Annotated in this window: 21 protein-coding genes; 8 read left to right on the top strand and 13 right to left on the bottom strand. The window is 71.2% G+C overall.

Annotated elements, in window-relative coordinates; genetic code table 11:
• Window positions 1-6: 6 nt before the first annotated feature.
• The 4 genes from PSED_RS30195 to PSED_RS30180 all read right to left on the bottom strand — a co-directional run bounded on the left by PSED_RS30195 (window position 7) and on the right by PSED_RS30180 (window position 4,939).
• Complete coding sequence (locus PSED_RS30195) at window positions 7-960, bottom strand: ABC transporter permease (protein ID WP_143770674.1); 954 nt, start codon at window positions 958-960, stop codon at window positions 7-9.
• A complete protein-coding gene (locus PSED_RS30190) occupies window positions 957-1,889 on the bottom strand; it encodes an ABC transporter permease (RefSeq protein WP_013678025.1) in 933 nt (310 codons plus the stop codon). The genes PSED_RS30195 and PSED_RS30190 overlap by 4 nt, the downstream gene beginning before the upstream one ends.
• Before the next feature lie 7 nt (window positions 1,890-1,896).
• Window positions 1,897-3,510, bottom strand: coding sequence for an ABC transporter substrate-binding protein (locus tag PSED_RS30185; protein WP_013678024.1), 1,614 nt, complete (start codon window positions 3,508-3,510; stop codon window positions 1,897-1,899).
• A gap of 253 nt (window positions 3,511-3,763) precedes the next feature.
• Window positions 3,764-4,939, bottom strand: a complete 1,176-nt coding sequence (locus PSED_RS30180; protein ID WP_013678023.1) for a pyridoxal phosphate-dependent aminotransferase — start codon at window positions 4,937-4,939, stop codon at window positions 3,764-3,766.
• A 188-nt stretch (window positions 4,940-5,127) separates the two neighbouring features.
• On the opposite strand from PSED_RS30180, the gene PSED_RS30175 reads away from it, so the two are divergent.
• Window positions 5,128-6,369, top strand: a complete 1,242-nt coding sequence (locus PSED_RS30175) for an aminotransferase-like domain-containing protein (protein WP_013678022.1) — start codon at window positions 5,128-5,130, stop codon at window positions 6,367-6,369.
• On the opposite strand, the gene PSED_RS30170 is transcribed toward PSED_RS30175, so the two are convergent.
• Complete coding sequence (locus PSED_RS30170; RefSeq protein ID WP_013678021.1) at window positions 6,344-6,904, bottom strand: Lrp/AsnC family transcriptional regulator; 561 nt, start codon at window positions 6,902-6,904, stop codon at window positions 6,344-6,346. The two genes, PSED_RS30175 and PSED_RS30170, sit on opposite strands and share 26 nt — an antisense overlap.
• Before the next feature lie 408 nt (window positions 6,905-7,312).
• Here PSED_RS30170 and PSED_RS30165 point away from each other — a divergent pair, with 408 nt between their 5' ends.
• Complete coding sequence (locus PSED_RS30165) at window positions 7,313-7,732, top strand: cupin domain-containing protein (protein WP_013678020.1); 420 nt, start codon at window positions 7,313-7,315, stop codon at window positions 7,730-7,732.
• Between the two features lie 609 nt (window positions 7,733-8,341).
• On the opposite strand, the gene PSED_RS30160 is transcribed toward PSED_RS30165, so the two are convergent.
• Window positions 8,342-8,863, bottom strand: a complete 522-nt coding sequence (locus tag PSED_RS30160) for a DUF1097 domain-containing protein (protein ID WP_013678019.1) — start codon at window positions 8,861-8,863, stop codon at window positions 8,342-8,344.
• Window positions 8,864-9,025: 162 nt separating this feature from the next.
• Between PSED_RS30160 and PSED_RS30155 the strand changes: the two genes are divergently transcribed.
• A complete protein-coding gene (locus PSED_RS30155) occupies window positions 9,026-10,042 on the top strand; it encodes an acetamidase/formamidase family protein (protein WP_013678018.1) in 1,017 nt (338 codons plus the stop codon).
• A 71-nt stretch (window positions 10,043-10,113) separates the two neighbouring features.
• Here the strand turns inward: PSED_RS30155 and PSED_RS30150 are convergent, their stop codons facing one another.
• The 4 genes from PSED_RS30150 to PSED_RS30135 form a co-directional block, all read right to left on the bottom strand.
• The gene (locus tag PSED_RS30150) at window positions 10,114-10,479 is read right to left on the bottom strand and encodes a nitrile hydratase accessory protein (RefSeq protein WP_013678017.1); all 366 of its coding nucleotides are present in this window, start codon (window positions 10,477-10,479) and stop codon (window positions 10,114-10,116) included.
• Entirely contained in the window at window positions 10,476-11,099 is a 624-nt protein-coding gene (gene nthA / locus PSED_RS30145) for a nitrile hydratase subunit alpha (protein WP_013678016.1), read from the bottom strand. The genes PSED_RS30150 and nthA overlap by 4 nt, the downstream gene beginning before the upstream one ends.
• 29 nt (window positions 11,100-11,128) lie before the next feature.
• Window positions 11,129-11,836, bottom strand: a complete 708-nt coding sequence (gene nthB / locus PSED_RS30140; RefSeq protein ID WP_013678015.1) for a nitrile hydratase subunit beta — start codon at window positions 11,834-11,836, stop codon at window positions 11,129-11,131.
• A 164-nt stretch (window positions 11,837-12,000) separates the two neighbouring features.
• A complete protein-coding gene (locus tag PSED_RS30135) occupies window positions 12,001-12,447 on the bottom strand; it encodes a MarR family winged helix-turn-helix transcriptional regulator (RefSeq protein WP_013678014.1) in 447 nt (148 codons plus the stop codon).
• Between the two features lie 92 nt (window positions 12,448-12,539).
• Here PSED_RS30135 and PSED_RS30130 point away from each other — a divergent pair, with 92 nt between their 5' ends.
• Window positions 12,540-13,610, top strand: a complete 1,071-nt coding sequence (locus tag PSED_RS30130; RefSeq protein ID WP_013678013.1) for a substrate-binding domain-containing protein — start codon at window positions 12,540-12,542, stop codon at window positions 13,608-13,610.
• 127 nt (window positions 13,611-13,737) lie between these two features.
• Here the strand turns inward: PSED_RS30130 and PSED_RS30125 are convergent, their stop codons facing one another.
• Window positions 13,738-14,247: an LLM class oxidoreductase gene (locus tag PSED_RS30125; protein WP_013678012.1), complete on the bottom strand. Its 510-nt coding sequence runs from the start codon at window positions 14,245-14,247 to the stop codon at window positions 13,738-13,740.
• Window positions 14,248-14,389: 142 nt separating this feature from the next.
• Window positions 14,390-15,235, bottom strand: coding sequence for a helix-turn-helix transcriptional regulator (locus PSED_RS30120; RefSeq protein WP_041760147.1), 846 nt, complete (start codon window positions 15,233-15,235; stop codon window positions 14,390-14,392).
• 102 nt (window positions 15,236-15,337) lie between these two features.
• Between PSED_RS30120 and PSED_RS30115 the strand changes: the two genes are divergently transcribed.
• On the top strand, window positions 15,338-16,303 hold the full coding sequence (locus PSED_RS30115; RefSeq protein ID WP_013678010.1) for an SDR family NAD(P)-dependent oxidoreductase: 966 nt from the start codon (window positions 15,338-15,340) through the stop codon (window positions 16,301-16,303).
• Here PSED_RS30115 and PSED_RS30110 read toward each other — a convergent pair.
• A complete protein-coding gene (locus PSED_RS30110) occupies window positions 16,290-20,798 on the bottom strand; it encodes an NAD-glutamate dehydrogenase (RefSeq protein ID WP_013678009.1) in 4,509 nt (1,502 codons plus the stop codon). The two genes, PSED_RS30115 and PSED_RS30110, sit on opposite strands and share 14 nt — an antisense overlap.
• A gap of 269 nt (window positions 20,799-21,067) precedes the next feature.
• On the opposite strand from PSED_RS30110, the gene PSED_RS30105 reads away from it, so the two are divergent.
• From PSED_RS30105 to PSED_RS30095, 3 genes are all read left to right on the top strand, one after another.
• The gene (locus tag PSED_RS30105; protein WP_013678008.1) at window positions 21,068-22,579 is read left to right on the top strand and encodes an AAA-type ATPase lid domain-containing protein; all 1,512 of its coding nucleotides are present in this window, start codon (window positions 21,068-21,070) and stop codon (window positions 22,577-22,579) included.
• A gap of 159 nt (window positions 22,580-22,738) precedes the next feature.
• On the top strand, window positions 22,739-23,173 hold the full coding sequence (locus PSED_RS30100) for a hypothetical protein (RefSeq protein ID WP_013678007.1): 435 nt from the start codon (window positions 22,739-22,741) through the stop codon (window positions 23,171-23,173).
• The gene (locus PSED_RS30095; protein WP_013678006.1) at window positions 23,170-24,738 is read left to right on the top strand and encodes a GMC family oxidoreductase; all 1,569 of its coding nucleotides are present in this window, start codon (window positions 23,170-23,172) and stop codon (window positions 24,736-24,738) included. The genes PSED_RS30100 and PSED_RS30095 overlap by 4 nt, the downstream gene beginning before the upstream one ends.
• The last annotated feature ends 31 nt before the right edge of the window (window positions 24,739-24,769 follow it).

Below are 24,769 nucleotides of genomic sequence, written 5' to 3'. Positions count from 1 at the left end.
CGGACCTCACTCCTTCGCTTTCGCTACGGCCTCGGCAACGGGGACGCCCGCATCGCCGGTGTCCCTCCGGGCGGGGCGGCGACGTCGTCCGCCTCCGCGGGTCAGACGGCCGCCGAGGTGGTCCCCGACGAGGTTGGCCAGCAGGATCACCAGCGTGACCGCGACGCCGGGAGCGGTGGAGATCCACCAGGCCTGCGAGATGTGGCTCAGCCCGGCGGCGAGGTCGGCTCCCCACTCGGGCGCGGGTGGCCGAACGCCGAAGCCGAGGAAGTTCAACGTCGCCGACAGCAGCGTCGTCCAGCCGATCGCGCTGCTCAGGACGACGATGAGTTCGGGGAGGATCACCGGGAACACGTGCCGGGCGAGGATGCGCGCCGGCCCGCATCCCACGACTCGGGCGGCGGCGACGTACTCCTGGTTGCGGACCCGCTGCGTCGCGCCGTAGAGCACCCGGGCGAAGACGGGGGCGAACGAGACGGCCACGGCCGCGACCACCGTCGTCGTCCCGGGCCCCCGGATGGTGACGATCACCAGGGCGAGCAGGAGACCGGGGAAGGCCAGGAAGACATCCATCACCCGCATCGTCACCCCGCCCGGCCACCGTCCGACGTAGCCGGCGAGCATGCCGAGGGGGACCCCGACCAGTGCGGCGAAGAAGGTGCTCAGCAGCGCGATGACGAGTGTCTCCCGGCCGCCGTAGAGCGTCCGGCTCAGCACGTCGCGGCCGAGTGCGTCGAGGCCGAACCAGTGCGCCGCGCTCGGGTGGCCGCGCGCGTCGCCGACGATCGACGTCGGGTCGCTGGGGGCGAGTACGGGCGCGAGCAACAGCACCAGCACGAGCAGGACGCCGACGGCGCAGGCGATCAGGCCGAACCGGTCCCCTCCGCCCGTCCGGCCCGGCTGCCCGCCGGTGGGTGCCTCCACAGTGGCCGGGGCGGCGACCCCCTCGACGACGGTCACCGCGACCACCCGAGCCGGACTCGTGGGTCGAGGACGCCGTGCGCGAGGTCGACCAGCAGGTTCACGCCGATGTAGACGACGGCCACGAAGAGCACCACTCCCTGGATCGCCGGGATGTCCTTCTGTTGGATGCTGGAGACCAGGTACTGGCCCAGCCCGGGGCGCCCGAAGATGATCTCGATCGCGACGGCTCCGGCGAAGAGGTTGCCGATCTGCAGCCCGATGACCGTGACCACCGACCCGACCGCGTTGCGCAGCGCGTGCCGTACCAACAGCCGTGACGGCGCCATCCCCTTGGCTCGCGCCACCAGCAGGTATGGCTGCTGGTAGACCTCGATCAGGCTGGACCGCAGCAGCCGCGTGATGATCGCCGCGAAGCCGAGCCCCAGTGACAGCGCCGGCAGCACGATCGCCGTCGGACCGCCCAACCCCAGCGCGGGGAGCCAGCCCAGCCGCACCGCGAAGATGAGCACGAGCAGCTGCGCGAGCCAGAAGTACGGCACCGCGAGCCCCAGGACCGAGACCACCGTGGCGATCCTGTCGATGACCGACCCCGGCCACATGCCGGCCAGGATCCCGGTCACGAAGCCGAGGACCAGGGCCACGCCGAGCGCCGCGAGCGCCAGCTCGATCGTGTAGGGCAGGCGAGCGGCGATCTCGGACATCACCGGGCTGTTGGTGACGTAGCTGTAGCCGAGATCGCCGCGCACGAGCCGCTGGGCGTAGAGCCAGTACTGCGCGGGGGCGGACTGGTCCAGGCCGAGCTGGTGGCGCAGCTCGGCCACCATGTCCGGCGTCGGGTTGGCGCCGAACAGGAGGATCTGCGCCGGGTCGCCGGGAATCAGCCGCAGGATCAGGAAGACGAGAAGGCTGACGCCCACGAGCAGCGGGACCGAGACGACGATCCGGCGGAGCGCGTAGGCCAGCATCAGGCGGTCACCGGGTGGCCGAGGTGAAGTACGGCTGGCCGGTCGGGCCGAACTGGATGCCGGAGACGCCCTTGGTCACCAGGACCGTCTTCGTGTCGTAGATCGGTAGGAACGCCGCAGCCTGGTTCAGCGTCGTCACGATGTCCTGGTAGGCCTTCGTGCGCTGGTCCCGGTCCACTGTGGCGTTGGCCGCAATGATCTTGGCGTCGAGGTCGGCGTTGCAGTAGTGACTCCAGTTGAAGCCCGACTGCACCTGGTTGCAGGCGAACACCGTGTTCAGCGTGAAGGGGTCGACGTCGTAGTAGAACCAGTTGGCGAGGTTCTGCGTGCCCTGGTTGTACGTCGTGGCCACGGCGGGGAAGCCCTGGTCGGTGATCGTGACGGCGATGCCGACCTTCTTCAGCTGTGCCTGCAGCAGCGTGGAGATGTCGTCGAACCCGAATCCGGTGATGTTGATCAGGTCGAGGGTGAGCGGTGTGCCGCCCTTGCTCCGCATCCCGTCGGGCCCCTTGGTCCAGCCCGCCTGGTCGAGCATCTGGCCGGCCTTGTCGGGGTCGTAGGTCACGCCGTCGGCGACGAAGCCGGGCGTACTCGCCGTGAGCACACTGGAGGCGGGATCGAACTGGCCCTCGAACAGTGTGTCCAGGATCGACTTCTTGTCGACGGCGAGCTGAATCGCCTGGCGCACCGCGAGGTCGTTCGTGGGTGCCTTGTCGACGTTGATCAGGTAGCCGTAGGGCATGCCGCTGGACGTCGCGGTGGCCGTCTTCGCGCCGGCGCCGACCGCGGTCGCGACGTCCTGGGGGGTGAGATTGCCCGCGACCTGGACCTCGTTGGTGTTCAGAGCGTTCCGCTGTGCCGACGGGTCGGACAGGATCCGGAAGGTGATCGCGTCGAGCTTCGCCGGGCCGCTGCCCAGCTTGTCGGGACCCCAGGCGTAGTCGGGATTGCGGGTCACGCGGACCTGCTGGCCGTTCGTGAAGCTCTCGAACGTGAACGGACCGGTGCCGACCGGGTGGTTGCCGTAGCCGGCGCCGTACTTCTGCAGTGCCGTCGGCGAGGACATGCCCAGGGTGACCTGAGACATCTCGTTCTCGAACGCCAGGTTCGGCTCCTTGAAGACGACCTTGGCGGTCGAGTCGTCGACGACCTGTGTCTCCTTGTACGGGCCGAGGGCGCCGATGGCCGACTTGGACTTGGTGGCCGGGTCGACGATGTGGTCGAAGTTGGCCTTGACCGCCTGCGCGTTGAACGGCGTGCCGTCCTGGAACTTCACGCCGGTGCGCAGGTGCAGCGTGTAGGTGGTGCCGTCCGGTGAGATCTCGTAGCTCGTGGCCAGTCCCGGGTAGATCTTGTCGTCGCCGGCGAACTTGTAGGTCAGCGTGTCGAAGATGGCCGCGTCGATCTGTGACACCGACACCAGCCCGGTTGCGGCGGGGTCGAGCGAGTCCGGGTTCTGGAACAACGCGACCGTCAGCTGCGAGCCGCCCCCGCCGCCGGTTCCGACCGGACCCGAACTGGTCGCCGAGCAGCCGCCGGCCAGCGCGAGTGCCAGGACGGTACCGACGGTCATCAGGACCGGGCGGCGCAGTTCTCGCCGTCGGAGCCGGAAGGTCGACATGGAGATCCTCTCGGGCCGTCACCGGACCCCGCCGGACCGTTCCGGCCGGCGAGTCGGTGGCTGCAAATGGGTCTGTGTCGTGCGTCGGGGTCACGCCGGTCATCAGATGCCAGAGAACGCTAGCAGCGGCGTCGCCGGTTGACTAGAGAATGTGCTGTCAAATCTTCCGGTCGAATCGTGACAGCGGTTTTAACATTACAATCGCGCCCGGCTGCTCCAACTGCGGCAGAGCCGAGGGTGCTCCAGGTCGAGGTCATGGCGCGACGTGGGCAGCGGTGTCGTCGTGCAGTCGCTGCCACAGGCGGGCGATCCGAACGCAGCCCTCGGTCAGGTCCTGTGTCGACGCGGCGAGGGAGACTCGTACGAAACCCTCCCCGAGTGAGCCGAAGGCGGTTCCGGGCGCGACGGCGACCCGTTCCTCGGCGAGCAGCCGCAGCGCGAACTCGCGGGAACCCAGGCCGGAGCCGCGAACGTCGACCCACGCGTAGAAGGCGCCGGAGGGCCGGAACGTCGTCATCCCCAGCTCGGCGAGCAGGCCGACGACGGCGTCGCGTCGCTGCTTGTAGGCCGTCACCATGCCGTCGAGCACCTCGGACGGCAGGGTGAGTGCCGCGAGGCCCGCGTACTGGGCCGGGGTGTTGATGCAGGAGATCAACGGCTCCTGGGTCTTGGCCAGTACCTCGGCGACCTCGGGTGGCGCCGTGGCGTAGCCGAGGCGCCACCCGGTCATGGCGTACGTCTTGGAGAAGCTGAACACCGAGACGACGCGGCTGCTCCGGTCCAGGGCTGCCGGGCTGACTGCCGTCCCGTCGAAGGTGATCTGGTCGTAGCACTCGTCGGACAGCACCCACAGGTCGTGCCGGGCGGCGAAGTCGAGGAGCGCGGTCATCGGTTCGCGTCCGATGGCGACCCCCAGCGGATTGCTCGGCGAGTTGAGGAGCAGCACCCGGGTGCGCGGGGTGACCAACCGTTCCAGCTCGGCCACGTCGGGGAGGTAGCCCCGGGCCGCGACGAGTCCGTAGTGCGCGACGTCGAGGCGTAGCAGCTCCGCCATCATGACGAAGTTCGGCCACGCAGGATTCGGCAGCAGGATTCCGTCGCCCGGCTCGGTGAGTACCGCCATGCTCGCGTGGATCGCCTGCGCGCCGCCATTGCCGAGGACCACCTGGCCGGGTTCGACGGCGAACCCGTTGCGGACGCGGACCTTCTCGGCCAGCGCCTCCCGGAGCTCGGGAATGCCCGCGGTCGGCGTGTAGCCGGTGTGACCGGCCCGAGCCGCGTCGTCGGCGGCCGCCGCGATCGCGGGTGGCGTGGGGAAGTCGGGTTGGCCGACCTCCAGGTGCAGGACGTCGGACCTCCCCCAGGCCGCGTTCATGATCTCCCGGATCCCGGAGGCGGACATGGCCGCGGCGACCTCGTTGAGCTTCATGGTCGAGGAAGCCCTTGCTCGTGGTCTCACGCGTGCGAGCCCATGGCGACGAGCCGAACCGGTGCGTTGTCGACTGTCACACCTCACCGCTCTCTTGTTGTCAAACAGCAGCCGTGACTTCTAACGTACCTCACACTTCGCAACCATCTCGATGGTTTGCCATCCGATCGCTTCTCTGGAGAGTGTCTGTGAGCTACCTGCCGGCCGACCCGTCCAGGCCACGCGGGACGGACGCCGTCGACTGGTCGGCGACCTTCGCGCGGCGGACGTCGAGCTTCGGGGACGAGCTCACGGCCATCCTGTCGCTGGCGGGCGCCGCCGACGTGATCACCTTCTCCGGCGGTTTCCCGGCGCCGGAGGTGTTCCCGACCGACGCCCTGCGGCAGCTGCTGCCGCGGCTGGCCGGCGCCGACGCCGCCGTGGCGCTGCAGTACTCACCCACGGAAGGCCTGCCGGCCGCGCGCGCAGCGGTGTCCGCGCAGCTCGAACGGAGCCAGGGCGTCGGCGTCGACCCCGCAGACGTCCTGATCACCAGTGGTGGGATCGAAGGCCTGCAACTGCTCGCCCGCACCTTGCTGGACCCCGGTGACCGGGTACTCGTGGAGGCGCCGACATACCTCGGTGCGATCACGGCCTTCACCGGTTTCGAAGCGACGGTCGACGGTGTCGAGATGGACGAGCAGGGCTTGCGGCTGGATGCGCTCGAGGCCGCGCTCGGACATGGTCGACCGCCCAAGCTGCTCTACGTCATCCCCGACCACCAGAACCCGACCGGCAGGACCCTCCCGCCGGAGCGGCGTCGCGGCCTCGTCGAGCTGTGCCGTCGGTACGGGGTGCTGATCGTGGAGGACGTCGCGTACCGGGAGCTCGGGTTCGACGGGCACGCGTTGCCGAGCCTCTGGTCACTCGCTCCCGACGGGGTCCTCCAGCTCGGCACGTTCAGCAAGATCTTCATGCCGGGTGTACGGCTCGGCTGGGCGGTCGGCCCGGACGCGGTGGTCAGCGCGATGACGTCGGCGAAACAGAACAGCGACCAGTGTGCGGGCGCGCTCGGTCAGATGCTGATGGCCGAGTTCCTCGACGGCGGACACCTCACCGCGAACCTCGTCAAGGCTCGTGCTCTGTACCGGGCCCGTGCCGAGGCGATGACGGACGCCCTCGAGCGGTACATGCCGGACGGGGTCACCTGGCTGCGCCCGCGCGGTGGATTCTTCGTGTGGTTGACCGCACCCGCTCACATCGACACCCGTGCGTTGGTCGCGCCGGCGACACAGCTCGGTGTCGCCTACGTTCCGGGCCGGCCGTTCTACACGGTCGAGCGTGGGGGCAACGAGCTGCGGCTCGCCTTCAGCGGCGTGGAGCCGGTCGCCATCGACGAGGGGATCCGACGTCTCGCCGAGCTCCTCAGCCCTGGTCGGACGAGCGCGTGACGTCCTCGTCGTCCGAGCCGAGCAGGTCGACGCTCGCCTCCTTCGACGGCATCTCGGCCAGGGACAGGAACGTCTCCGTCCGCTGGATGCCGGGCATCTGCCACACCCGCTCGAGCAGGAACTTCCGCAGGTGGGTGTAGTCGCGCACCCGGACGCGGGCGAGCATGTCCATCGAACCCGTGATCACCATGACCTCCTGCACCTCGGGCAGTTGGTGCAGTCCACGCATGACTTCACTCTGGTCGGCGCCCTGTACGGCGGTGACCGCCAGGTAGCCGGTGACGTAGCCGAGGGCGGCCCAGTCGATGTCGACCCGGTACCCGCGGATCACGCCGACCCGCTCGAGGCGAGCGAGTCGCTCCCCGATAGCGGGCGGGGACATGTGCAACTGCCGGGCGAGCGCCCGTTGGGAGAGCCGTGCGTCCTCGGCGAGCAGGACCAGGATGCGGCGATCGGTGTCGTCGAGGTGAACGGTGACGTGCGGTCTGGACGCCACGTCGGCGAGGCCGGACAGAGGCGCCCTGTCGACTGCCACAGTTCGCTCCCTCCTACTTGTCAACTAGAAGTTCATCGGCGGACGGGGCATCACACTTCGTCATCTCGGGCGCAATGCTACCGGTCGATCGCTCCTGGCATGAGGACCGGTGAACGCCGGTCCGTCGGTCCTCGTCGTCGTCGAGGGCTCGTGCACGCTCGCCGTGGGCGGCGTCCGGGGGTGAGTCGCGACGACCGCAGCGGTGCGCCCAGGCGCAGAAGGTCGCGGCTCGGTGAGCGCACACTGATGTCAGGTAGACCGGGCTCATGACCTTTCATACGAGATGTGAAGACGCCTCAGAAGACTTCGTCTATACATTCAGGAGAGTATGACGGTTACAATCGTTCTGCTGTGCATCTGGCAGTCTTCCCCTCGCCATCCGCACCCAGTCCCCCGAGGAGGACCCCTGTGAGCCGGTCCCACTTCAGCAGCGAGTCCGGAGGCGTCCCCACTGCTCCCGGCCGCTACGTCGACGCCAGGGCGATCGAGCCGGTCGAGTTCGTGCCCGGACTGGCGTTCCGTCCGGTTCTCGGCGAACAGATGATGACGAACTTCGTGCACTTCGAACCGAACACCGAGGCTCCGGTTCACCAGCACGAAGAGGAGCAGATCGTCATCGTGCTCGACGGCGAGTTCGAGTTCGAGCTCGACGGCGAGGTGCGCGTGATGCGCGCCGGTGATGTCGCCGTGATCCCACCGTGGGTGCCGCACGGCGCCCGGACCCGCGATACCCGCTGTGATGAGATCGACGTGTTCAACCCGCCGCGCAAGACGCTGGTCGAGCACCTGCGTCGGCAGGCGCCTGCCGAGGCCACGGACCCGGCCTGACGCACGGACGGGCCTCCGGCGGCGCATACCGGCGCCGCCTGAAGGGGACCGCGGCGTCGTCGCGGCTCTCGACTCGGAGGCAGGGATCGGCCGGTTCGGGGCCAGGGCGTGTCCGACACCGGTGCCCGCGGCGGTCGTGCGGCGACGCCCGTCGGCGCCGAACGGACCGACGTCAGGGTGCTGATGAACCGCCCCGGGCGGGGGGGTCGGGGCGCGGCCACACCTCCGCGCTGCTCCTGGCGCGCTGCCGCGCGTGGCGCCGCCGCCCGACTCGGGCATCGTGCGATATCGCGTCGCCGGCCGCGTCGATGGTCGTCAACGAGAGCCGACGCGGCCCGACTCGTCCGGACGGCCAGGGTGCTCCGGTGGTCAGCGGCATTCGCGGATCCCGCTGCGCGACATGGCGCTCGGATCTGATCGCGCGGCGCCGGGCTGCCGGCGCCGACGACGCTCACCCGGGGATTCGGCGGGACGGCCCGCGGCAGGTCCGGCCAGGTCGGTCGGCGGCGAAACCGCCGGGGCCGATGTCTCGTCGAGCCGGCGAGGAGTGTGTCGTTCCCGTGCGGCCGACGTGCGGCCGAGGTCACCTGGGCCGGCGATGGAGACCCGTCACGCAGCCGCTTCGCCGACCGGGTCCGTCCCTCGACGGCGCGCGGTGAGCAGCGCGGCGGTGCGTCCCGACAGGACGGCGAACACGGCTCCCGTCACCACGGCGGCCGCCGCGACCAGGGCGGGGTGATCGGCGCCTGCGCGCGTGATCGGCACGTCGGTGGCAACCATCGTGGCGACCGTGATCGCGAACCCGACAACGATGGCCGGAGCGGCGGCGAGCAACGGGATTCGGGACAGGGCGATCATCAGGGCGCTACCGAGCCCGACGCCGATCCCCAGCACGAGTGTGCCGCCGCCGGCCGCCGTCACCAGAAGCAGGGTCGCGGTCGCGACCGCGATGCCAACCAGGTTGGCCAGTGCCGACAGGGCCGCGCCCCGGATGCCGCTCCCCACCAGGAACGCGCACGCCCACGCGAGGAAGACGACCCACACGGGCAGCGGCAGGATCGTCGCCGTCAGCCAGGTGGAGATCGCTCCCCACAGGCCTACCGACACCGTGAGTGCAGTCTTCTCTCCCATAGCGGGTCCCTTCTCGCGGAGTGTGAACTGAACGAGACAGCCAGCACTTGGAAGGTTCTGCGGATCGCGCTCAAGGTGGCTGTGAACTGGGCTTACTCTATCTTCCCTCTAGCTTGACCTCAAGATATCATTTCAGATGAAACTTAATGAGAAGAGGTTTTGATGGCTGACATCGAGTTCCGGCCCACCGCGTCGGACTACGTCTTCACGTTCGGTGGCGTGGCTCCCGTCCGGAAGGTCGAGCCGGGCGACGTCCTGCGACTGTGGAGCGAGGACGCCTTCGGAGGAGTTCTCCAGCGTGCGACGGACCGCCCGACCGAACTGCTCGACACGCGCTACCTGAACCCGCAGACCGGACCGTTCTACGTGGAAGGGGCAGAACCCGGCGACACGCTGGTCCTGCACATCGTCGACCTGACCCCGGCCCGGGACTGGGCCGCGTCGACGACGATCCCGTTCTTCGGCGGTCTGACGAGCACCGATCGCACGCGACTGCTGCAGGAACCCCTGCCCGAGCTGACCTGGATCTACCAGGTCGATCGCACGCGGAACGTGGCCTTGTTCGAGGCCCAGCGCCCGGTGGCAGGCCGCGAACCGTTCTCGGTCGAGCTGCCGTTGGAGCCGATGCTCGGGACCGTCGGCGTCGCGCCGCCGTTGCGGGAGGTCCGGACGTCGCTGACGCCCGACAACTTCGGGGGCAACATGGACACGCCCGAGATGCGGGCGGGGGTCACCGTGTACCTGCCGGTCAACGTGCCGGGCGCGCTCTTCTCGATCGGCGACGGCCACTACCGGCAGGGCGAGGGGGAGAGCTGTGGGACGGCGATCGAGGGTGCGATGGACTCGACGCTGATCGTCGAGCTGATCAAGGGGCGTGCGCCGGCCTGGCCGAGGCTCGAGAACGACGAGTTCATCATGACCGTCGGCTCGTCGCGCCCGCTCGAGGACGCGTGGCGGATCGGGCAGGTGGAGATGGTCCACTGGCTCGGCGAGCTGCACGGGATCGACCACCTCGACGCCTATCAGCTGCTGACCCAGATCTCCCTGACGCCGATCGCCAACGTCGTCGACGCGAACTACAGCGCGGTGACGAAGGTCCGCAAGTCGTTGCTGCCGGAGGTCCCCGCCTACGACGCGATCCACCGGGACCTGCGTGCGCGTGCCGCCGGGGTCCGCTGACCGCGGGAACGAGCGAACTCGGCCGGCGTCCGCAGGACGTCGGCCGAGTTCGTCTCGAAGGGAGTCCGCGGTCAGTGCCCGTGCCCGTGGTCGTCGGTGTGCTCGTCCTCGTGGGCGAGCAGCCGCTTCTCCTCGTCGGTGCGCACCTCCAGGTCCTCGGCCGAGAGGATGCCCCGGGCCTCGAGCAGGCGGAAGAACGCGCCGGTGAACTGCCGGTAGTACACCGCCGGGTCGCAGGTGTCGGTGATGCCGCTGCGCTCGATCTCGTCGATCAGCAGGGTCTTGAACTCGTCCCAGGGGTAGAGCCCCTGCTCGTGCAGGCTCACGACCATGCCGAACGCCCGACTCTGCCACGGCGCGTCGAAGGTCGGCTCGCCGTTCGAGCGCGGGATCGCCGCGACGCCCTCGAGGTCGGGGACCGTGATCGAGGCGGTCATGAGGGCACGCTCACGAGTGCGACGCCGACCATGGAGTCACGGCTGACGATCTCGGCGAGCTGCTCGGCGCTCCAGCCCTCGGTGCCGGCCGGGCGCTGGGGCAGCACCAGGTAGCGCAGCTCGGCGCTCGTGTCCCAGACGTCGATCCGGACCTCCGGGCCGAGCTCGACGCCGAACTCCTTCAGCACCTCGCGCGGCTCCTTCACGACCCGCGCTCGGTACTGCGGGTACTTGAACCAGGCCGGCGGGATTCCCAGCAGCGTCCACGGATAGCAGGAGCAGAGCGTGCAGACGATGACGTTGTGCACGTCGTCGGTGTTCTCGACCGCCAGCAGGTGCTCGCTCTGCAGGCCGGTGAAGCCCATCGACCCGATGGCCGAGGTGGCGTCCCGCAGGAGCCACTCCTTGAAGTCGGGCTCGGTCCACGCGCGGGCGACGACCTTGGCGCCGTTCATCGGCCCCATGTCGTTCTCGAACGCGTTCACGACCGCGTCGACGGCCGCGGACTCGGCAAGGCCACGCTCGACGAGCAGTGACTCCAGTGCCCGGACGCGGGCCTCGACGTCGTCGAGGGACATCCAGCTCAGCTTGCCGCTCTCGAGCTTCTCGGGAGTAGTCATGGTTGTCTCTCTCGCTTCGGTGAGGCCGGTCAGGCGTCGGCGGGGTCGAGGTAGCTCTCGAACAGGTCGGCGTAGAGGTGGAAGTCGCCCTGCCCGTCCGCGACCTCGGAACCCCACAGATCGGCCTTGTCGAACCGGACGGTGTAGAGGTGGTTGGGCTCGTCGACCTGGCGGTGCGCGCTGGCGGCCGGATCGTGGTGCGCCCCGTGGTGCCAGTGGACGACCCCGACCGCCCGGTTGAGGTAGCCCGGCAGTCGGTTGTGCGATGCGACGTTGATGTTGCGGACGCGAACCGTGTCACCAGGTGCGAACCGGGGCTCCTGGTCGGTGTCGACGTTGTGCGGGGTGCCGGCCCACAGGACGCCCATCATCTTGTCGGCGAGCGGGCTCAGGGTCTCGGGCTTCGGCGGGTTCGCGGTGAACGAGCCGGCGGGCTGGGTGCGGACCCGCTCGTCGATCTCCTCGTGGGTGATGATTCCCTTGTCGTTGAGCAGCTTCTCGACCGAGTAGAGCCAGTGCTCGTAGTAGTTCGAGTCGGTGTAGTGCGCCCACGGCATCAGCTCGATACCGTGCCGCTGCTCGTCGAGGTTGAAGGCGCCGCCCGCGATCGCCATCGCGGTGAGGGCGTGCATCCGGCCCTCGAAGGCGTACCGGAACGGCGGCTGGTCGGGATCCTTGAAGACCTCGATCACCGGGCCGAGGCCGTCGCGGCCACCTACGTCGTGTGGTCCATGCATCGGCGAGTCACTCCTCCACGTCGGCGTGCGGGATGCCGGGCGGCCCGGCGTCGTGCGGAGGACCCTAGACCGCCCGTGGACCACATTTCATTTCATATGGTTTGTTTTCACCCGGAACGACCAACTTGTCGGCCGGGCGGCGGCCGGTTCGGGGAGGTCCCGCGTCATCGGCCGGCCGACGCGGTGGCGGAGGCCGAGATCATGGTCTGGAGGGTGTCGAGGAGGTGGTTGTAGTCCACGACCCCGAGCCGTGCCTCCAGCTCCTCCTGGAGTGCCCCCTCCTCGTTGATGATCTGCCGCAGCAGCGGCTCGCCGCGGTGGGACATGTAGAGCAGGGCGCGCCGCCGATCGATCGGGTCGATCCGGCGGTGCAGGAGGTTCAGCTGGCTGAGCCGGTCGACGACCCTGGTCAGGGTCGCGGGCGAGAGCACCGCCTGCTCTGCGACCTCGGTCATCGAGTGCCCGTGACCGTCGGCCAGCTGGAGCAGCACCCGGTACTGGTCGACGGTCAACCCGGTCGCCCGCAGCACGTCGTCGAGCCGGTCGGTCGCGTATCGCTCGGCCTGCGCAAGCAGTAGCGCGAGGCTGACCTGCGCCGTAGGGTCTCCCATGCCGCGATCCCTCCCCGAAACCTGACGTTTTCAAACGACAGCATTTCACATGAGACACTCTCGGGGCGCTCGGAGCACGCGAAGGAGACGCGATGAGTCGTGCCGCACGCGACACGCTCGACCTCGCGTTCGTCATGCCCCTGCAGGGTTCGGCCGGCATCTACGGCGCCTCCTGTGAGTCGTGCGCGACCCTCGCGGTCGAGGAGCTCAACGCCGGGTCGGGGCTGCTGGGGCGCGAGGTCCGGCTGACCGTGGTCGACGGCGCCGCACCGCCGAAGGTCGTGGCCGACCAGGTGGACGCGCTGATCACGATGGGCGCGGTCGACGCGGTCACCGGTTGGCACATCTCCGCCGTGCGCCGTGAGGTCGCCCGGCGGACCGCGCACCGGGTGCCGTACGTCTACGCGCCGCTGCACGAGGGCGGGGAGAACACCCCCGGGGTCTTCATGGCGGGGGAGACGCCCGCCTCGCAGCTCGTGCCCGCGATGCGGTGGATGACGAGCCAGCTCGGTGCGCGGCGCTGGCTGCTCGTCGGCAACGACTACATCTGGCCGCGACTCACCGGAACCGCGGCGCGCGCCGAGGCACGCCGGGCGGGGACGCCGCTGCTGCGCGAGGTCTACGTACCGCTCGGCACCACCGACTTCTCCCGCGTCCTGCACGAGATCGAGGTGTGCGGCGCCGACAGCGTGCTGATGCTGCTCGTCGGGCAGGACGGCGTGGAGTTCAACCGGCAGTTCGCCGAGTGGGGCCTGGTCGGCACGGTGGAGAGGCTCAGTCCGCACGTCGAGGAGAACATGCTGCTCGCCGGGAGCGGTGCGGCCAACACCGGGCTGTTCGCCGCGGCCGGCTACTTCGACGGGTTGAACACGACCCAGAGCCTCGAGTTCGCCGCCCGCTACTACCAGCGCTTCGGCGCCGGCGCTCCGCCGCTCAACAGCATCGGCGAATCGTGCTATGAGGCGATGTTGCTGCTGGCCCGGCTGGTGACGCGAGCCGGCAGTCTCGACGTCCACCGGATGATCGCCGCGGCCGAGGGTCTCGTCTACGAGGGGCCTCGGGGAACCGTCAGGATGAACGGCAACCAGCTCGAACAGAGCGTCTACATGGCCGTCGCCCAGGAGCTCGAGTTCGACATCCAGGACCAGCTGACGAGCGTCTGAGCTTGCGAGTGTTCTCAGACGACGTACCCCCACGGAAATACTTTCATTCGGTATTGATGTCGGCTCGTGGCCCGGCAGGACGAGGGTTCGCAGCGACCCCCGGCAGGGCTCGATCACATCCTCGACGTCAGGCAGCGAAGGCGTCGATGACCTGTCGGGCCGGGCCAGGGCCGACCGGCGGACCCAGTATCGGCAGGTCGACCCCGCTGGAGCGGTATTCGGCCAGCCGTTCGCGGCACCGCGCGACGGGCCCGAGCAGGCAGAACGAGTCCAGCATCGCGTCGCTGAGCGATGCCGCTCCGTCGCCTGCTTCCATCTGCTCGACCTCCGCGACGTAGCCACTGCTGCGCCACATCCGCCGGAAGAAGGGGAGCCCGGTGTAGAGCGCGAGATTCTGCCGCGCCGCGTCCCGGCATTCTGCGAGGTCGCTGCCGAGGAACGTGGGTATGGTGCCGACCCTGATGCGCTCGGTCGCCGAGCCCATCAGCTGGGCGGTGGCAATCGCGTCGTTGTTGACCTCGGTCGTGAAGATCGCCTCGAAGCCGGCGTCGTCCGCCGCCCGGGCCACCGACCGGATGTCATCGGCGCTCCAGCCGGCTCCGGGTATCACGGACAGACTCAGTCTCTCGCTGCCCATGACGTCGTCCCCTTCCGCCTCGGCGGCCGGACGCTACGCCCGCTCCGCACGGGCGCCCAGGGGCGAAGGAGGGCCTGCGCTGAGCGGCACGTCTGTCCGGAGCGCACCCAGGCCGCGACCCGCACGGCGCGTCGATCAGCCGTCAGCGAGCCATGGACTGGGTGCCCAGGACGACGGCGAGGGCCAGGCGCTCGGCGTCCTCGGTGCCGGGCTCGGCGGTGTAGACGGTGATGCGCAGGTCGTCCAGCGCGACGACCAACGTGTCGCAGTCGAGGGTGATCGGCCCGACCGCCGGGTGGTCGATCGTCTTGTGCCGGGACGGTTCGGCCAGGGGCGGCGGGGCCTGGGCGTCCCAGAGCTCGGCGAAGCGTGGGCTGCCCGCCGACAGCTCGGCGATCAGGCGTCGCAGGTTGCGGTCGGCGGGGTAACGGGAGGCCGTGACACGCAGGTCGGCGACGAGCCGGGCCTCGTGCTCGGCCTGCTCCCGCGGCGTGTGCACGACCCGGGTGGGCAGGCGCGCGACGTTGCGCCACACGGCGTTGCGTTCCAGACCGCGCCAGGCGGTCGTCTCCCCCATCAGGGCGTCGTAGGGCGCGTTGGCCAGCACGAGCGTCCAGCCGGCGTCGTAGACGACCACCGGGGTGTGCGAGAGCCGGTCGAGCAGCCGGTGCACGCTCGGGGTGATCCGCGACGGCACGACGTCGGGGCCGGGTGCGGCGTGCCCGGCCAGGCGGTACAGCAGGTCCCGTTCGCCGTCGGGCAGCCGCAGCGCCCGCGACAGGGACTCCACCACCTGCGCCGACGGTGTCGTGGCGCGGCCCTGCTCGAGCCGGGTCAGGTAGTCGGCCGAGATGCCGGCGAGGGCGGCCAGCTCCTCGCGGCGCAGCCCGCTGGCCCGACGTCGGCGACCCACCGGGACGCCGACGGCCTCGGGGGCCACGCGGTCGCGCCAGCGCCGGACGGTCCGGCCGAACTCCCAGGGTTCCACGCGTTCCAGTCTGCGCGGAGCCGGCACGGTTGTCCTGGTCCTGGCGGTCCTACGAAGACGGGACGACTGCCTGCGGCCCGTCCGGTCGCGCACGCTGGGGCCATGACCGGATCTGGAACCGTCCTGCTCACCGGCCCGACCCGCAACCTCGGCCGGCACGCCGTGCTCGCCATGGCCGCCCGCCCGCGCGGGCGACGCCCCGACCTGCTGCTGGTCGGGCGCGCCGGGAACGACCTGACCGCGGTCGCCGAGGAGGCCCGCGCGCGGGGCGCGCGCGTCCACGAGATCGGCTGCGACCTGTCGAGCCTCGGCGACGTCCGCGCCGCTGCGACCACCGTCCGCGACCTGCTCGCCGCCGGTACCGTCCGGCCGCTGCGTGCGCTCGTCGCCAACGCGGGCACCATGTCGAGCGACACCCGGCGAGCCTCGCGCGACGGCTACGAGCTGACCTTCGCGGTGAACCACCTCGCCCACGCCCAGCTCATCGGTGACCTGCTCGACTCGTTCACCGCCCCGGCCCGGATCGTGCTGCTCGGGTCGAACACCTACCACGCGAACGTCTGGCGCAGGCTGCTGCACGTGCCCGCGGCCGAGTGGGCCGACCCGCTCGAGCTCGCCCGCCCTGCGCCGGCCGACGCGGAACCGGGCATGGCGGCCTCGGGCGTCGCCTACTCCAACGCCAAGCTGGCGATCCTGTACTACGCGCATGAGCTGCAACGCCGCGCCGGTGAGGGGATCGGCGTGTCGGTGTTCGAGCCGGGCTGGATGCCCGGCACCGCGCTGGGCCGCGGGGCGCCCGCGGCGTTCCGGGCGATCAGCCGTGCCGTGGGCCGGGTACCGGGCGTGTCGACCCCGCGACGCTCGGGGCCGCTGCTGGCCGCGGTGGCGCTCGACGACGGGTGGGCGCAGCTGCGCGACGGCGCGTTCGTGGTCAAGTCGAGGGTGGTCGACGTCGATCCCGTCGCGCACGACCGCGACCGGGAGCGGCGTCTCTGGGAGGGAACCATCGAGCTGTTGGAACGCGCGGGCGCACCGCGCCCGCCGGTGCGCCGGGTCAGCCGGCCGTGACGCGCGCCGCCGAGCGTTCCGAGAGCGTGAAGTAGAGCCGTGCGATCTCCTCGATCGGCAGCTGGTGGGCGGGTGCGGCGACCTCGACGACGTCGAGCAGGCCGTGGGCCGCGGGCAGGGCCGCCACCCGGTCGGCGAGCGCGGCCGGGACGCCCTGACCGGCGAGGGCGGTGGCGCGGTTCGCCATCGCGGCGGACTCGGCACCCCGCAGCAGTGACCCCAGATCGGGCAGCAGGCGGTGCACCGGTCCGGCGAAGCGCTCGATCTCGGCGGGGACGTCGAGCGGGCGCGGACGGTACGCGAGCAGCCAGCGCGCGGTGACGTCGACGAGCCGCCGCGTCGCGACCGCGATCGCGTCGAGCGTCTCGGTCGGCACCGAGCCCGGGAGCGCGGTGACCCGCGCCCACAGCTCCGGCAGGTCGAACACCGTGACCGCGACGCGGAACGCGGACACGACGTCGTCCGCACCCGCCGCCGCGTCCCTGCCCAGCCGGTGGGCGAACGTGATCCCGGCGCGGTCGACGAGCTCGTTGACCAGCCTCGTCGCGACGATCTCGCGACGCAGCGGATGGGCGGCGACGGCGGCGGGAAAGCGTTCGCGCAGCGGACGAGGGAAGTAGCCGGGCAGGCGGTCGGCGAACTCCGGTCGCTCGGGCAGGTCGGTCCGCAGCACGGCCGCCTTGATGTCGAGCTTCGTGTGCGCGAGCAGGACCGCGAGCTCGGGTGACGCGAGTCCGTGCCCGGCGGCGATCCGCTCGTCGATCTCCCCGGGGTGGGGGAGTGCCTCGAGGTCGCGGTCGAGCCCGGTGCGGCCGGCGAGCCCGTCGATCATCCGGGCGTGCACCGGGAGGGTGTCGGCGGCGTGGGCGCGGGCGACACCGAGGGCGGCGTTCTGGTCGATGTTGTCGGCCAGGACCAGCTCGGCGACCTCGTCGGTCATCTCCGCCAGCAGGGCGTCGCGGCCCGCCCGGTCCAGCTGCCCGGCCGTCACCAACCGGTCCAGCAGGATCTTGATGTTGACCTCGTGGTCGGAGCAGTCCACCCCGGCCGAGTTGTCGATCGCGTCGGTGTTGATCCGCCCGCCCGCGCGTGCGAACTCGATCCGCCCCCGCTGGGTCAGCCCGAGGTTGCCGCCCTCCCCGATCACCCGCACCCGTAGTGCCCGACCGTCGACGCGGACCGCGTCGTTGGCCTTGTCCCCGGCCTCGCCATGGCTCTCGGTCGAGGCCTTGACGTAGGTACCGATCCCGCCGTTCCACAGGAGATCCACCGGCGCCAACAGGATCGCCCGCACCAGCTCCGGCGGGCTCAACCGCTCGATGTCCGCGGCCAGCCCCAGGGCCGCCCGCAGCTGTGGGCCGACGGGTACCGACTTGGCGGTGCGCGGCCACACCCCGCCCCCCGGGCTGAGCGCGGCGCTGTCGTAGTCGTCCCACGACGACCGCGCCAGCGCGAACAACCGGGCCCGCTCGGCCCACCCCGCCGCGGGATCCGGGTCCGGGTCGACGAACACGTGCCGATGATCGAACGCGGCCACCAACCGGATGTGCGGGGACAGCAGCATCCCGTTGCCGAACACGTCCCCGGACATGTCCCCGATCCCGACCACGGTGAAGTCCTGCGACTGGGTGTCCACCCCCAGCTCGCGGAAGTGGCGTTTCACCGACTCCCACGCGCCGCGCGCGGTGATGCCCATCGCCTTGTGGTCGTAGCCCACCGAGCCACCCGAGGCGAACGCGTCGCCGAGCCAGAAGCCGTACTCGGCGGCGACCTCGTTGGCCACGTCGGAGAACCGCGCCGTGCCCTTGTCCGCGGCCACCACCAGGTAGGAGTCGTCCCCGTCGTGGCGCACCACCCCCGGCGGCGCGACCGTCGCCCCGTCGACAAGGTTGTCGGTCACGTCCAGCAGCGCCGCGATGAAGATCCGGTAGCAGGCCTCCACCTCGGCCGGGTCCGGCGCCGCCGCGGCCACCACGAATCCGCCCTTGGCCCCCACCGGCACGATCACCGCGTTCTTGACCATCTGTGCCTTGACCAGTCCCAGGATCTCGGTCCGGTAGTCCTGCGGACGGTCCGACCAGCGCAACCCGCCCCGAGCGACCGGCCCGAACCGCAGATGCACCCCCTCCATCCGCGGCGAGTACACGAAGATCTCGAACCGTGGCCGCGGGGACGGCATGTCCGGCACCGCACCCGGATCGATCTTGAAGGAGAAGTACGGCCGATCCCGGAACCAGTTCGTCCGCAACGTCGCCATGATCATCGACAGGTGTCCCCGCAGTATCCGGTCGGCGTCCAGGCTGGTGACGTCGTCGATCAGGGCCCGCGCGGTGGCGAGCGCCTCGGAGCACCGCCGCTCCAGGGTGGCCGCCGGCGGCGCCGGATCGAAGCGGGCCCGGAACAGTGCGACCAGCGCCCGTGCCGCGTCGGGGTGCGCGAGCAGGATGTCGGCGACGTATCGTCGCCCGAACGGGCCGCCGAGCTGGGACGCGTAGCGCGCGTAGGCGCGCAGCACCGCGACCTCGCGCCAGCCGAGGCCGGCGTGCAGGACCAGGGCGTTGAACCGGTCGGTCTCCGCGGCCCCCGACCAGGCCGCGTGGAACGCCGCGCAGAACCGGTCGCGGGCGTCCTGCCCGCCGCGGCCCGACAACGGGAGCCGGGTCGCGGCGTCGGCCGAGAGCCCGAAGTCGTAGAGCCGGCAGCCGACCCCGTCGGGCCGGACGATCTCGTAGGAGCGCTCGTCGAGGACGTCGACGCCGAGACTCTGCAGGACCGGCAGCACCGCCGACAGCGACACCGGGGCGCCGGCCACGACGAGCCGGAAGTGCAGGTCGTCGGGCTCACCGGCCAGCTCCAGGTGCGGATCGACGCCAAGGTCGCGCACGCGTCGCAGATCTGCGACCGCGCGCACCGGGTCGACGTCGTCGCGGTAGGCCTGCGGCAGCCCCGGCAGGTACTCCGCGATCTGCTCGGCGTCCCTGCCCGCCGCGTCGATGACCCAGTCGTCCCAGGTCAGGATGGCCGCGGCGAGCTGGGCGCGCAGCCGCTCCCGATCCGGTGGGGGCGCGGCCGCGCCCACGTGGACGGTGAAGTGCACCTGCACCGGCCCCGTCTCCCCGACGGTGACGCTGTGGTCGACACGCCAGCCGTCGAGCTCGCGCAGCAGCACCCGCTGCATCGCCGAGCGCGCCTGCGGTGAGTAGCGGTCATGGGGGAGATACACCAGGCAGGACAGGAAGCGGCCGTAGGGCTCCGCGTGCACCGTCAGCAGCAGCCGCCGGTCGTGGGCCAGGGTCAGCACCCCGACGGCGGTCTCGTGCAGGGCCTGCTCGCTCGCCCAGAACAGCTCCTCGCGCGGGCAGCGCGACAGCACGTCGAGCAGCTGCTGGCCGCTCCAGGACTCGACCGGCACTCCCGCCCGATGGATCGCGGCGCGCACCCGCCGCTCGACGATCGGGGTGTCCAGGACGTGCTCGTGCAGGGCCGCGGTTGTGAACAGCCCGATGAACCGGTGCCCCCCGACGGTGTGGCCGTGCTCGTCGACGATCCCGATCACGACGTCGTAGGGGTACTCCGGGCGCAGCACCCGGCTGGGGGCGTCGGCGCGGGTGAGCACGACCAGCGGCCGGTCGCCGACCACATCGGGGATGCCGTCGCGGACTCCGTTGTGACGCAACACGCCCAACCCCGAACCCGGCACGGCCCGCAGCGTCGTGCCGACGGCCTCGTACCGGCGATAGCCCAGGAAGCTGAAGTGGCCGTCGGCGAGCCAGTGCAGCAGCCGCGCCGCGTCGTCGCGCTCGGTCGAGGCGTTCGCGCCGGACAGCTCGGTGGCCCCGGAGAGCTCCGCGGCCACGGCCAGCACGGTGTCGGCGAGGCGGGCCACGTCGGCGGCGACGTCGTGTACGGCCGCGAGCACCTCGTCGAGCTCGGCGCCGAGATCCTCGCCCTCCTCGGGTGCGGCCGGGTCGAGCCCGAGCCGTATCCAGGCCTCGACGAGAGCGCCGGCGGGCGGGTCGTCCGGGTCGGCGGCGGCGTCGACGGCGCGCAGCCGCCCGTCGGGGTCCCGACGCACCACGACCATCGCGTGCACGACGTGGTGGACCTGCCGGCCGACCCGTCCGATCCCGGCGAGCACCGACGGCACCAGCGCGGGGGTCTCGTCGGTGACCAGGTCGACGACGGTCGAGGAGCCCGCGGCCTCCTCGATGTCGCCGGGGACGTCCCCGCCGATGTCCCCGTCGATCTCCGCGCGGCCGTCCCTCTCGAGGTCCCCGTGGATGTCGACGACCGAGGTCCGGGGGGCGCGGCGGGCGGCGAGGCGGAGGTGCGCGCGAGCAGCGGCGTCGAGCGCGTCGGCGGGATCGTCGAAGCCGACGACGGCGGCCGCGGCGTGGCGGGCGTAGAGCCGGTGCAGCTCCTCGGGCAGCGGACTCGCCGCCGGGTCCGCGGGCGGAGCGGCCTCGGCCGGCGCGTCCTCGGTTGCTCGGCTCATCAGCCACCCCCACCTGCGACGGGGCCGCTTACCCTAGCGGGGATCGCGGCGGCGGGCGAGGGTGGCGGTCGGCCCCGCGGTCACGGTCTCGCCCGGGTCGCGCGTCGTCGAGGTACGACATGCGCCGACGCGACCGGTCGGGGAGGGTGCCGCGCACCGGCGATGCCGTTGTCTCAGGCTGAGACGTCGAGCCGGTGCGACGGCCGCGCCCCGTGTGCCACAGTTCGAACCGCTGATGAGCGCATCGACGCGTCGGAGGTTCGCGGGGGATGGACGGTTCGGCTTCGCTCTCGGAACGGGAGCAGATCGCACGGCCGGTCGCGGTCGGCGCGGGTTCCGTCGTCTCCGACCGGCTCGCCGCGTCGTGGCGGCGCAGCACCGAGTTCGGCGCGTCACTCGACGAGGTCGCGCCGGCGTTCAGCGGATCGGTGGACGAGGAGTCGTTGTTCTTCCGCTCCGGACTGGACGTCATCGGCGGTCTGCAGGAGACGCTGGCGAACGAGCCGATCAGCCTGATGCTGACCGATCCGGACGGGGTCGTGCTCACCCGGTTGTGCCGCGAGCGGTCACTGCTGTCGGCGCTGGACTCGGTCTACCTGGCACCGGGTTTCGACTACGGCGAGCGCGAGGCCGGCACGACCGGCCTGGGTCTCGCGCTGGCGGACCGCGCACCCGCACTCGTGCGTGCCGACCAGCACTTCTGTGCCGAGCTCTGGGGCTACACGTGCGCGGCTGCACCCGTGCTGGATCCGGTCACCGGCGAGCTGGCGGGCACCGTCAACCTGACGACGTGGGCGCAGCAGTCGGACAACATGCTGCTGGCACTCGCGCAGAGTGCTGCCAGCAGCACGACGGCCCTGATGCTGGCGCGCCATCGTGGGCGGTCGCCGCGACCGGCCCCGCACGGCCAGGTGTTCCGGGTGTTCCTGCGTCCACCGGGGACGTCGGCCGTGGCGCTCTCGGCCGGCTGGCGCACGGCCGTGGCGGAGGTCGAGGCGGCCCTCTCGGCGGGTCGGGTGGTCGCCGTCGTCGGCGAGGACGGTGTCGGCAGGCGGTCGTTGCTGACGGAGGCGCTGGCGCGGACCCATCCGCGTGGCCGGGTGCTGGTGGCGCGCCCGCCCGCCCCGCGGGACACCGCGGCGTGGCTGGACCTCTGGGGCCCTGAGCTGGGCAAGGAGGCGACGAGCATCGTCGTGAGCGAGGTCGACGAGCTGTCCTCCCTCGCCGCGACGAAGCTGAGCGGGCATCTCCACGGGGTGGCGTCGGCCCCGGACGCCGGTCCCGACGGGCCTCGGCCCGCCGTCGCGTTCACCGCGCGCGACGCGAGCACGGTGCCCGAGCCCCTGCGCCCGCTCGTCGACACCTACGTCGAGCTGCCTCCGCTGCGGCGGCGTCGCGCGGACATCCTGCCGTTGGCCAGTGCGTTCGCCGCGCGGCGGCGGCATCGCGAGGTCGGGTTCACCGCGGCGGCCCGGCGCAGCCTCACGGCCTACGACTGGCCCGGCAACGTCGAGCAGCTCCGCAGCGTGGTCGACATCGCCGCGGCCCGCAGCGACATGGTCGACGTCGAGCACCTGCCGGCGGAGCTCGTCAGCGGTGCCCCGCGGCGGGTCCTCTCGCGGATCGAGACCGTCGAGCGCGACGAGATCCTGCGCTGCCTGGCCGAGCCGGGCATCACGATGACCGAGGCGGCCGTCCGGCTCGGGATCAGCAGAGCGACCCTGTACCGCCGGATCGAGGTCTACGGCCTCCGGGACACGCGCGAGGGGTCCGCCCGGTAGGCGCCCGTACGACGCTGCGGTCCCGACCCGCGCGACGCCGGCCGTCGCGCAGTCCTCGCCTGCCCGCTTCCCCCGGCCCGCCCGATCACGACCCGCCCGATCACGACCCTGCTCGGACCGTCCGCGCCGGGGTCGTCGACACATGGAAGGAACAACACCGTGAGAACCCTGATGTCCGACGGCCAGCGCCGAACGCTGGTCGACCTGCTGCGGGCCGCGTTCCCGCACCGCACGTTCCCGCTCGGTCCCTACGAGCGCACGGCAGGCGCGGTCGCCGACGCGGCTGCCGCCGACCCGCGCCTGCACGCGCTGCTGCTGCAGGGGCTGAGCGATCTCGACGAGCAGCGCGACGTCGCGTTCTCGCAGCTCGACGGCGAGACCGCCGGGGTCGTGCTGAGGGAGCTCACCGGGACCCCGTTCCTCACCGCGGTCCTGGACGTGGCGATCGTGGCCCTCTACGACGACCACGAGGTGTGGGACGTCCTCGGCTACGAGGGTGCCTCGTACGACAAGGGCGGCTACGTCGACCGCGGGTTCGACGACCTGGACTGGCTGCCCGACCCCCGCATCGAGAGCCAGGAGGCCCCGGCATGACGCGATTCGACCACGACGACTCCGATGTGGTGGTGGTCGTCGGCTCCGGAGCCGGTGGCGGCACCCTCGCGAACGAACTGTGCCGGCGCGGGTTCAAGACCGTCGTTCTCGAGGCCGGTCCGCACCTGACGGGGGCGGACTACCACAACGACGAGTGGAAGGCCTTCGACCAGATGGCCTGGACCGACCCGCGGACCGCGACCGGGAGCTGGGGCATCGCCCGCGACTTCCCGACCCTGCCGGCCTGGATCGTCAAGGCCGTCGGTGGCACGTCGACGCACTGGGCGGGTGCCTGCCCGCGGTTCAAGGCGCACGAGCTCACCGCCCGCTCGACCTACGGCGACCTCGACGGGGCGAACCTGCTCGACTGGCCGATCACGCTCTCCGAGCTCGAGCCCTACTACGACCGGGCCGAGATCAAGATGGGTGTCTCGCACCGGCACGGGCGTCCGCCGTTGCCGGCCAACAACAACTACAAGGTCTTCGCCAACGGTGCGGAGAAGGTGGGCTACCGCGACTACGCCACCGGTCCCTACGCCACCAACGCCGAGCCCTACGACGGTCGGCCCGCGACGGTCCAGGACGGGTTCAACTTCCAGGGCGACAAGCACGGGTCGAAGTGGTCGACCCTGGTCGCCGAACTGCCCAAGGCCGAGGCCACCGGGTTGCTGGACCTGCGCCCGGAGAGTCACGTCGTCCAGATCCTGCACGACTCGACCGGCCGGGCGACCGGCGTGCTCTACGTCGACCGCGACGGCAGTCTCCGGCGTCAGCGGGCCGCGGTGGTGTGCGTGGCGGGCAACTCGATCGAGTCCGCACGGCTGTTGCTGCTCTCGGCCTCGGCCGGGTTCCCCGACGGGTTGGCGAACTCGTCCGGTCAGGTCGGTCGGAACTACATGCGCCACACGACCGCCACGGTCTGGGGCCAGTTCGACAAACCCGTCCGGATGTACCGCGGCGAGACGATGGCGGGCGTGATCGCCGACGAGTCGCGCCTCGACACCGACCGGGGCTTCGTCGGCGGCTACTACATGGAGACGATCGCGCTCGGCCCGGCGTTCTTCGCGAAGTTCGTCGCGCCGGGCAGCTGGGGCCCGTCGCTGACCGAGATCGTCGACGGCTACCTCAACACCGCCGGCATGTGGATCGTCGGCGAGGACATGCCGCAGGAGACCAACCGCGTCACGCTGTCCGGGGGCACCGTCGACGCGCACGGGCTGCCCGTGGCCAACGTGCACTTCGACGACCACGCGAACGACGTCGCGATGCGCAGCCACGCCCAGCGGCAGGGCGCGGCCGTCTACAACGCGGTCGGGGCGACGCGGGTCGTCGAGACGCCGCCCTACCCCTCGACCCACAACCTGGGCACCTGCCGGATGAGCCGGCGCCCCGGGGACGGGGTCGTCGACCGGTTCGGGCGTGCGCACGACGTGCCGAACCTGTTCGTCTCCGACGGCAGCGTGTTCACCACCGGCGCGGCGGCGAACCCGACCCTCACGATCGTGGCGCTCGCGATCCGGCAGGCCGAGTACATCGCCACCGAGTACCGCACCGGGTCGAGCTGACCGGTCCGGTACCGGCGAGGCCCCGGAGGAC

Source organism: Pseudonocardia benzenivorans CB1190 (genome assembly GCF_000196675.2).
Lineage (GTDB): Bacteria > Actinomycetota > Actinomycetes > Mycobacteriales > Pseudonocardiaceae > Pseudonocardia > Pseudonocardia benzenivorans.
This window is presented reverse-complemented; position numbering and strand designations above follow the sequence as displayed.

Excerpts from the sequence above, each read along its gene's own strand:
- PSED_RS30160 (WP_013678019.1), bottom strand. The coding sequence starts at position 8,863 with ATGGGAGAGAAGACTGCACTCACGGTGTCGGTAGGCCTGTGGGGAGCG.
- PSED_RS30095 (WP_013678006.1), top strand. The coding sequence starts at position 23,170 with ATGACGCGATTCGACCACGACGACTCCGATGTGGTGGTGGTCGTCGGC.
- nthB (WP_013678015.1), bottom strand. The coding sequence starts at position 11,836 with ATGCATGGACCACACGACGTAGGTGGCCGCGACGGCCTCGGCCCGGTG.
- PSED_RS30130 (WP_013678013.1), top strand. The coding sequence starts at position 12,540 with ATGAGTCGTGCCGCACGCGACACGCTCGACCTCGCGTTCGTCATGCCC.
- PSED_RS30115 (WP_013678010.1), top strand. The coding sequence starts at position 15,338 with ATGACCGGATCTGGAACCGTCCTGCTCACCGGCCCGACCCGCAACCTC.
- PSED_RS30190 (WP_013678025.1), bottom strand. The coding sequence starts at position 1,889 with ATGCTGGCCTACGCGCTCCGCCGGATCGTCGTCTCGGTCCCGCTGCTC.
- PSED_RS30135 (WP_013678014.1), bottom strand. The coding sequence starts at position 12,447 with ATGGGAGACCCTACGGCGCAGGTCAGCCTCGCGCTACTGCTTGCGCAG.
- PSED_RS30185 (WP_013678024.1), bottom strand. The coding sequence starts at position 3,510 with ATGTCGACCTTCCGGCTCCGACGGCGAGAACTGCGCCGCCCGGTCCTG.
- PSED_RS30110 (WP_013678009.1), bottom strand. The coding sequence starts at position 20,798 with ATGAGCCGAGCAACCGAGGACGCGCCGGCCGAGGCCGCTCCGCCCGCG.
- PSED_RS30180 (WP_013678023.1), bottom strand. The coding sequence starts at position 4,939 with ATGAAGCTCAACGAGGTCGCCGCGGCCATGTCCGCCTCCGGGATCCGG.
- PSED_RS30105 (WP_013678008.1), top strand. The coding sequence starts at position 21,068 with ATGGACGGTTCGGCTTCGCTCTCGGAACGGGAGCAGATCGCACGGCCG.
- PSED_RS30125 (WP_013678012.1), bottom strand. The coding sequence starts at position 14,247 with ATGGGCAGCGAGAGACTGAGTCTGTCCGTGATACCCGGAGCCGGCTGG.
- PSED_RS30150 (WP_013678017.1), bottom strand. The coding sequence starts at position 10,479 with ATGACCGCCTCGATCACGGTCCCCGACCTCGAGGGCGTCGCGGCGATC.
- nthA (WP_013678016.1), bottom strand. The coding sequence starts at position 11,099 with ATGACTACTCCCGAGAAGCTCGAGAGCGGCAAGCTGAGCTGGATGTCC.
- PSED_RS30155 (WP_013678018.1), top strand. The coding sequence starts at position 9,026 with ATGGCTGACATCGAGTTCCGGCCCACCGCGTCGGACTACGTCTTCACG.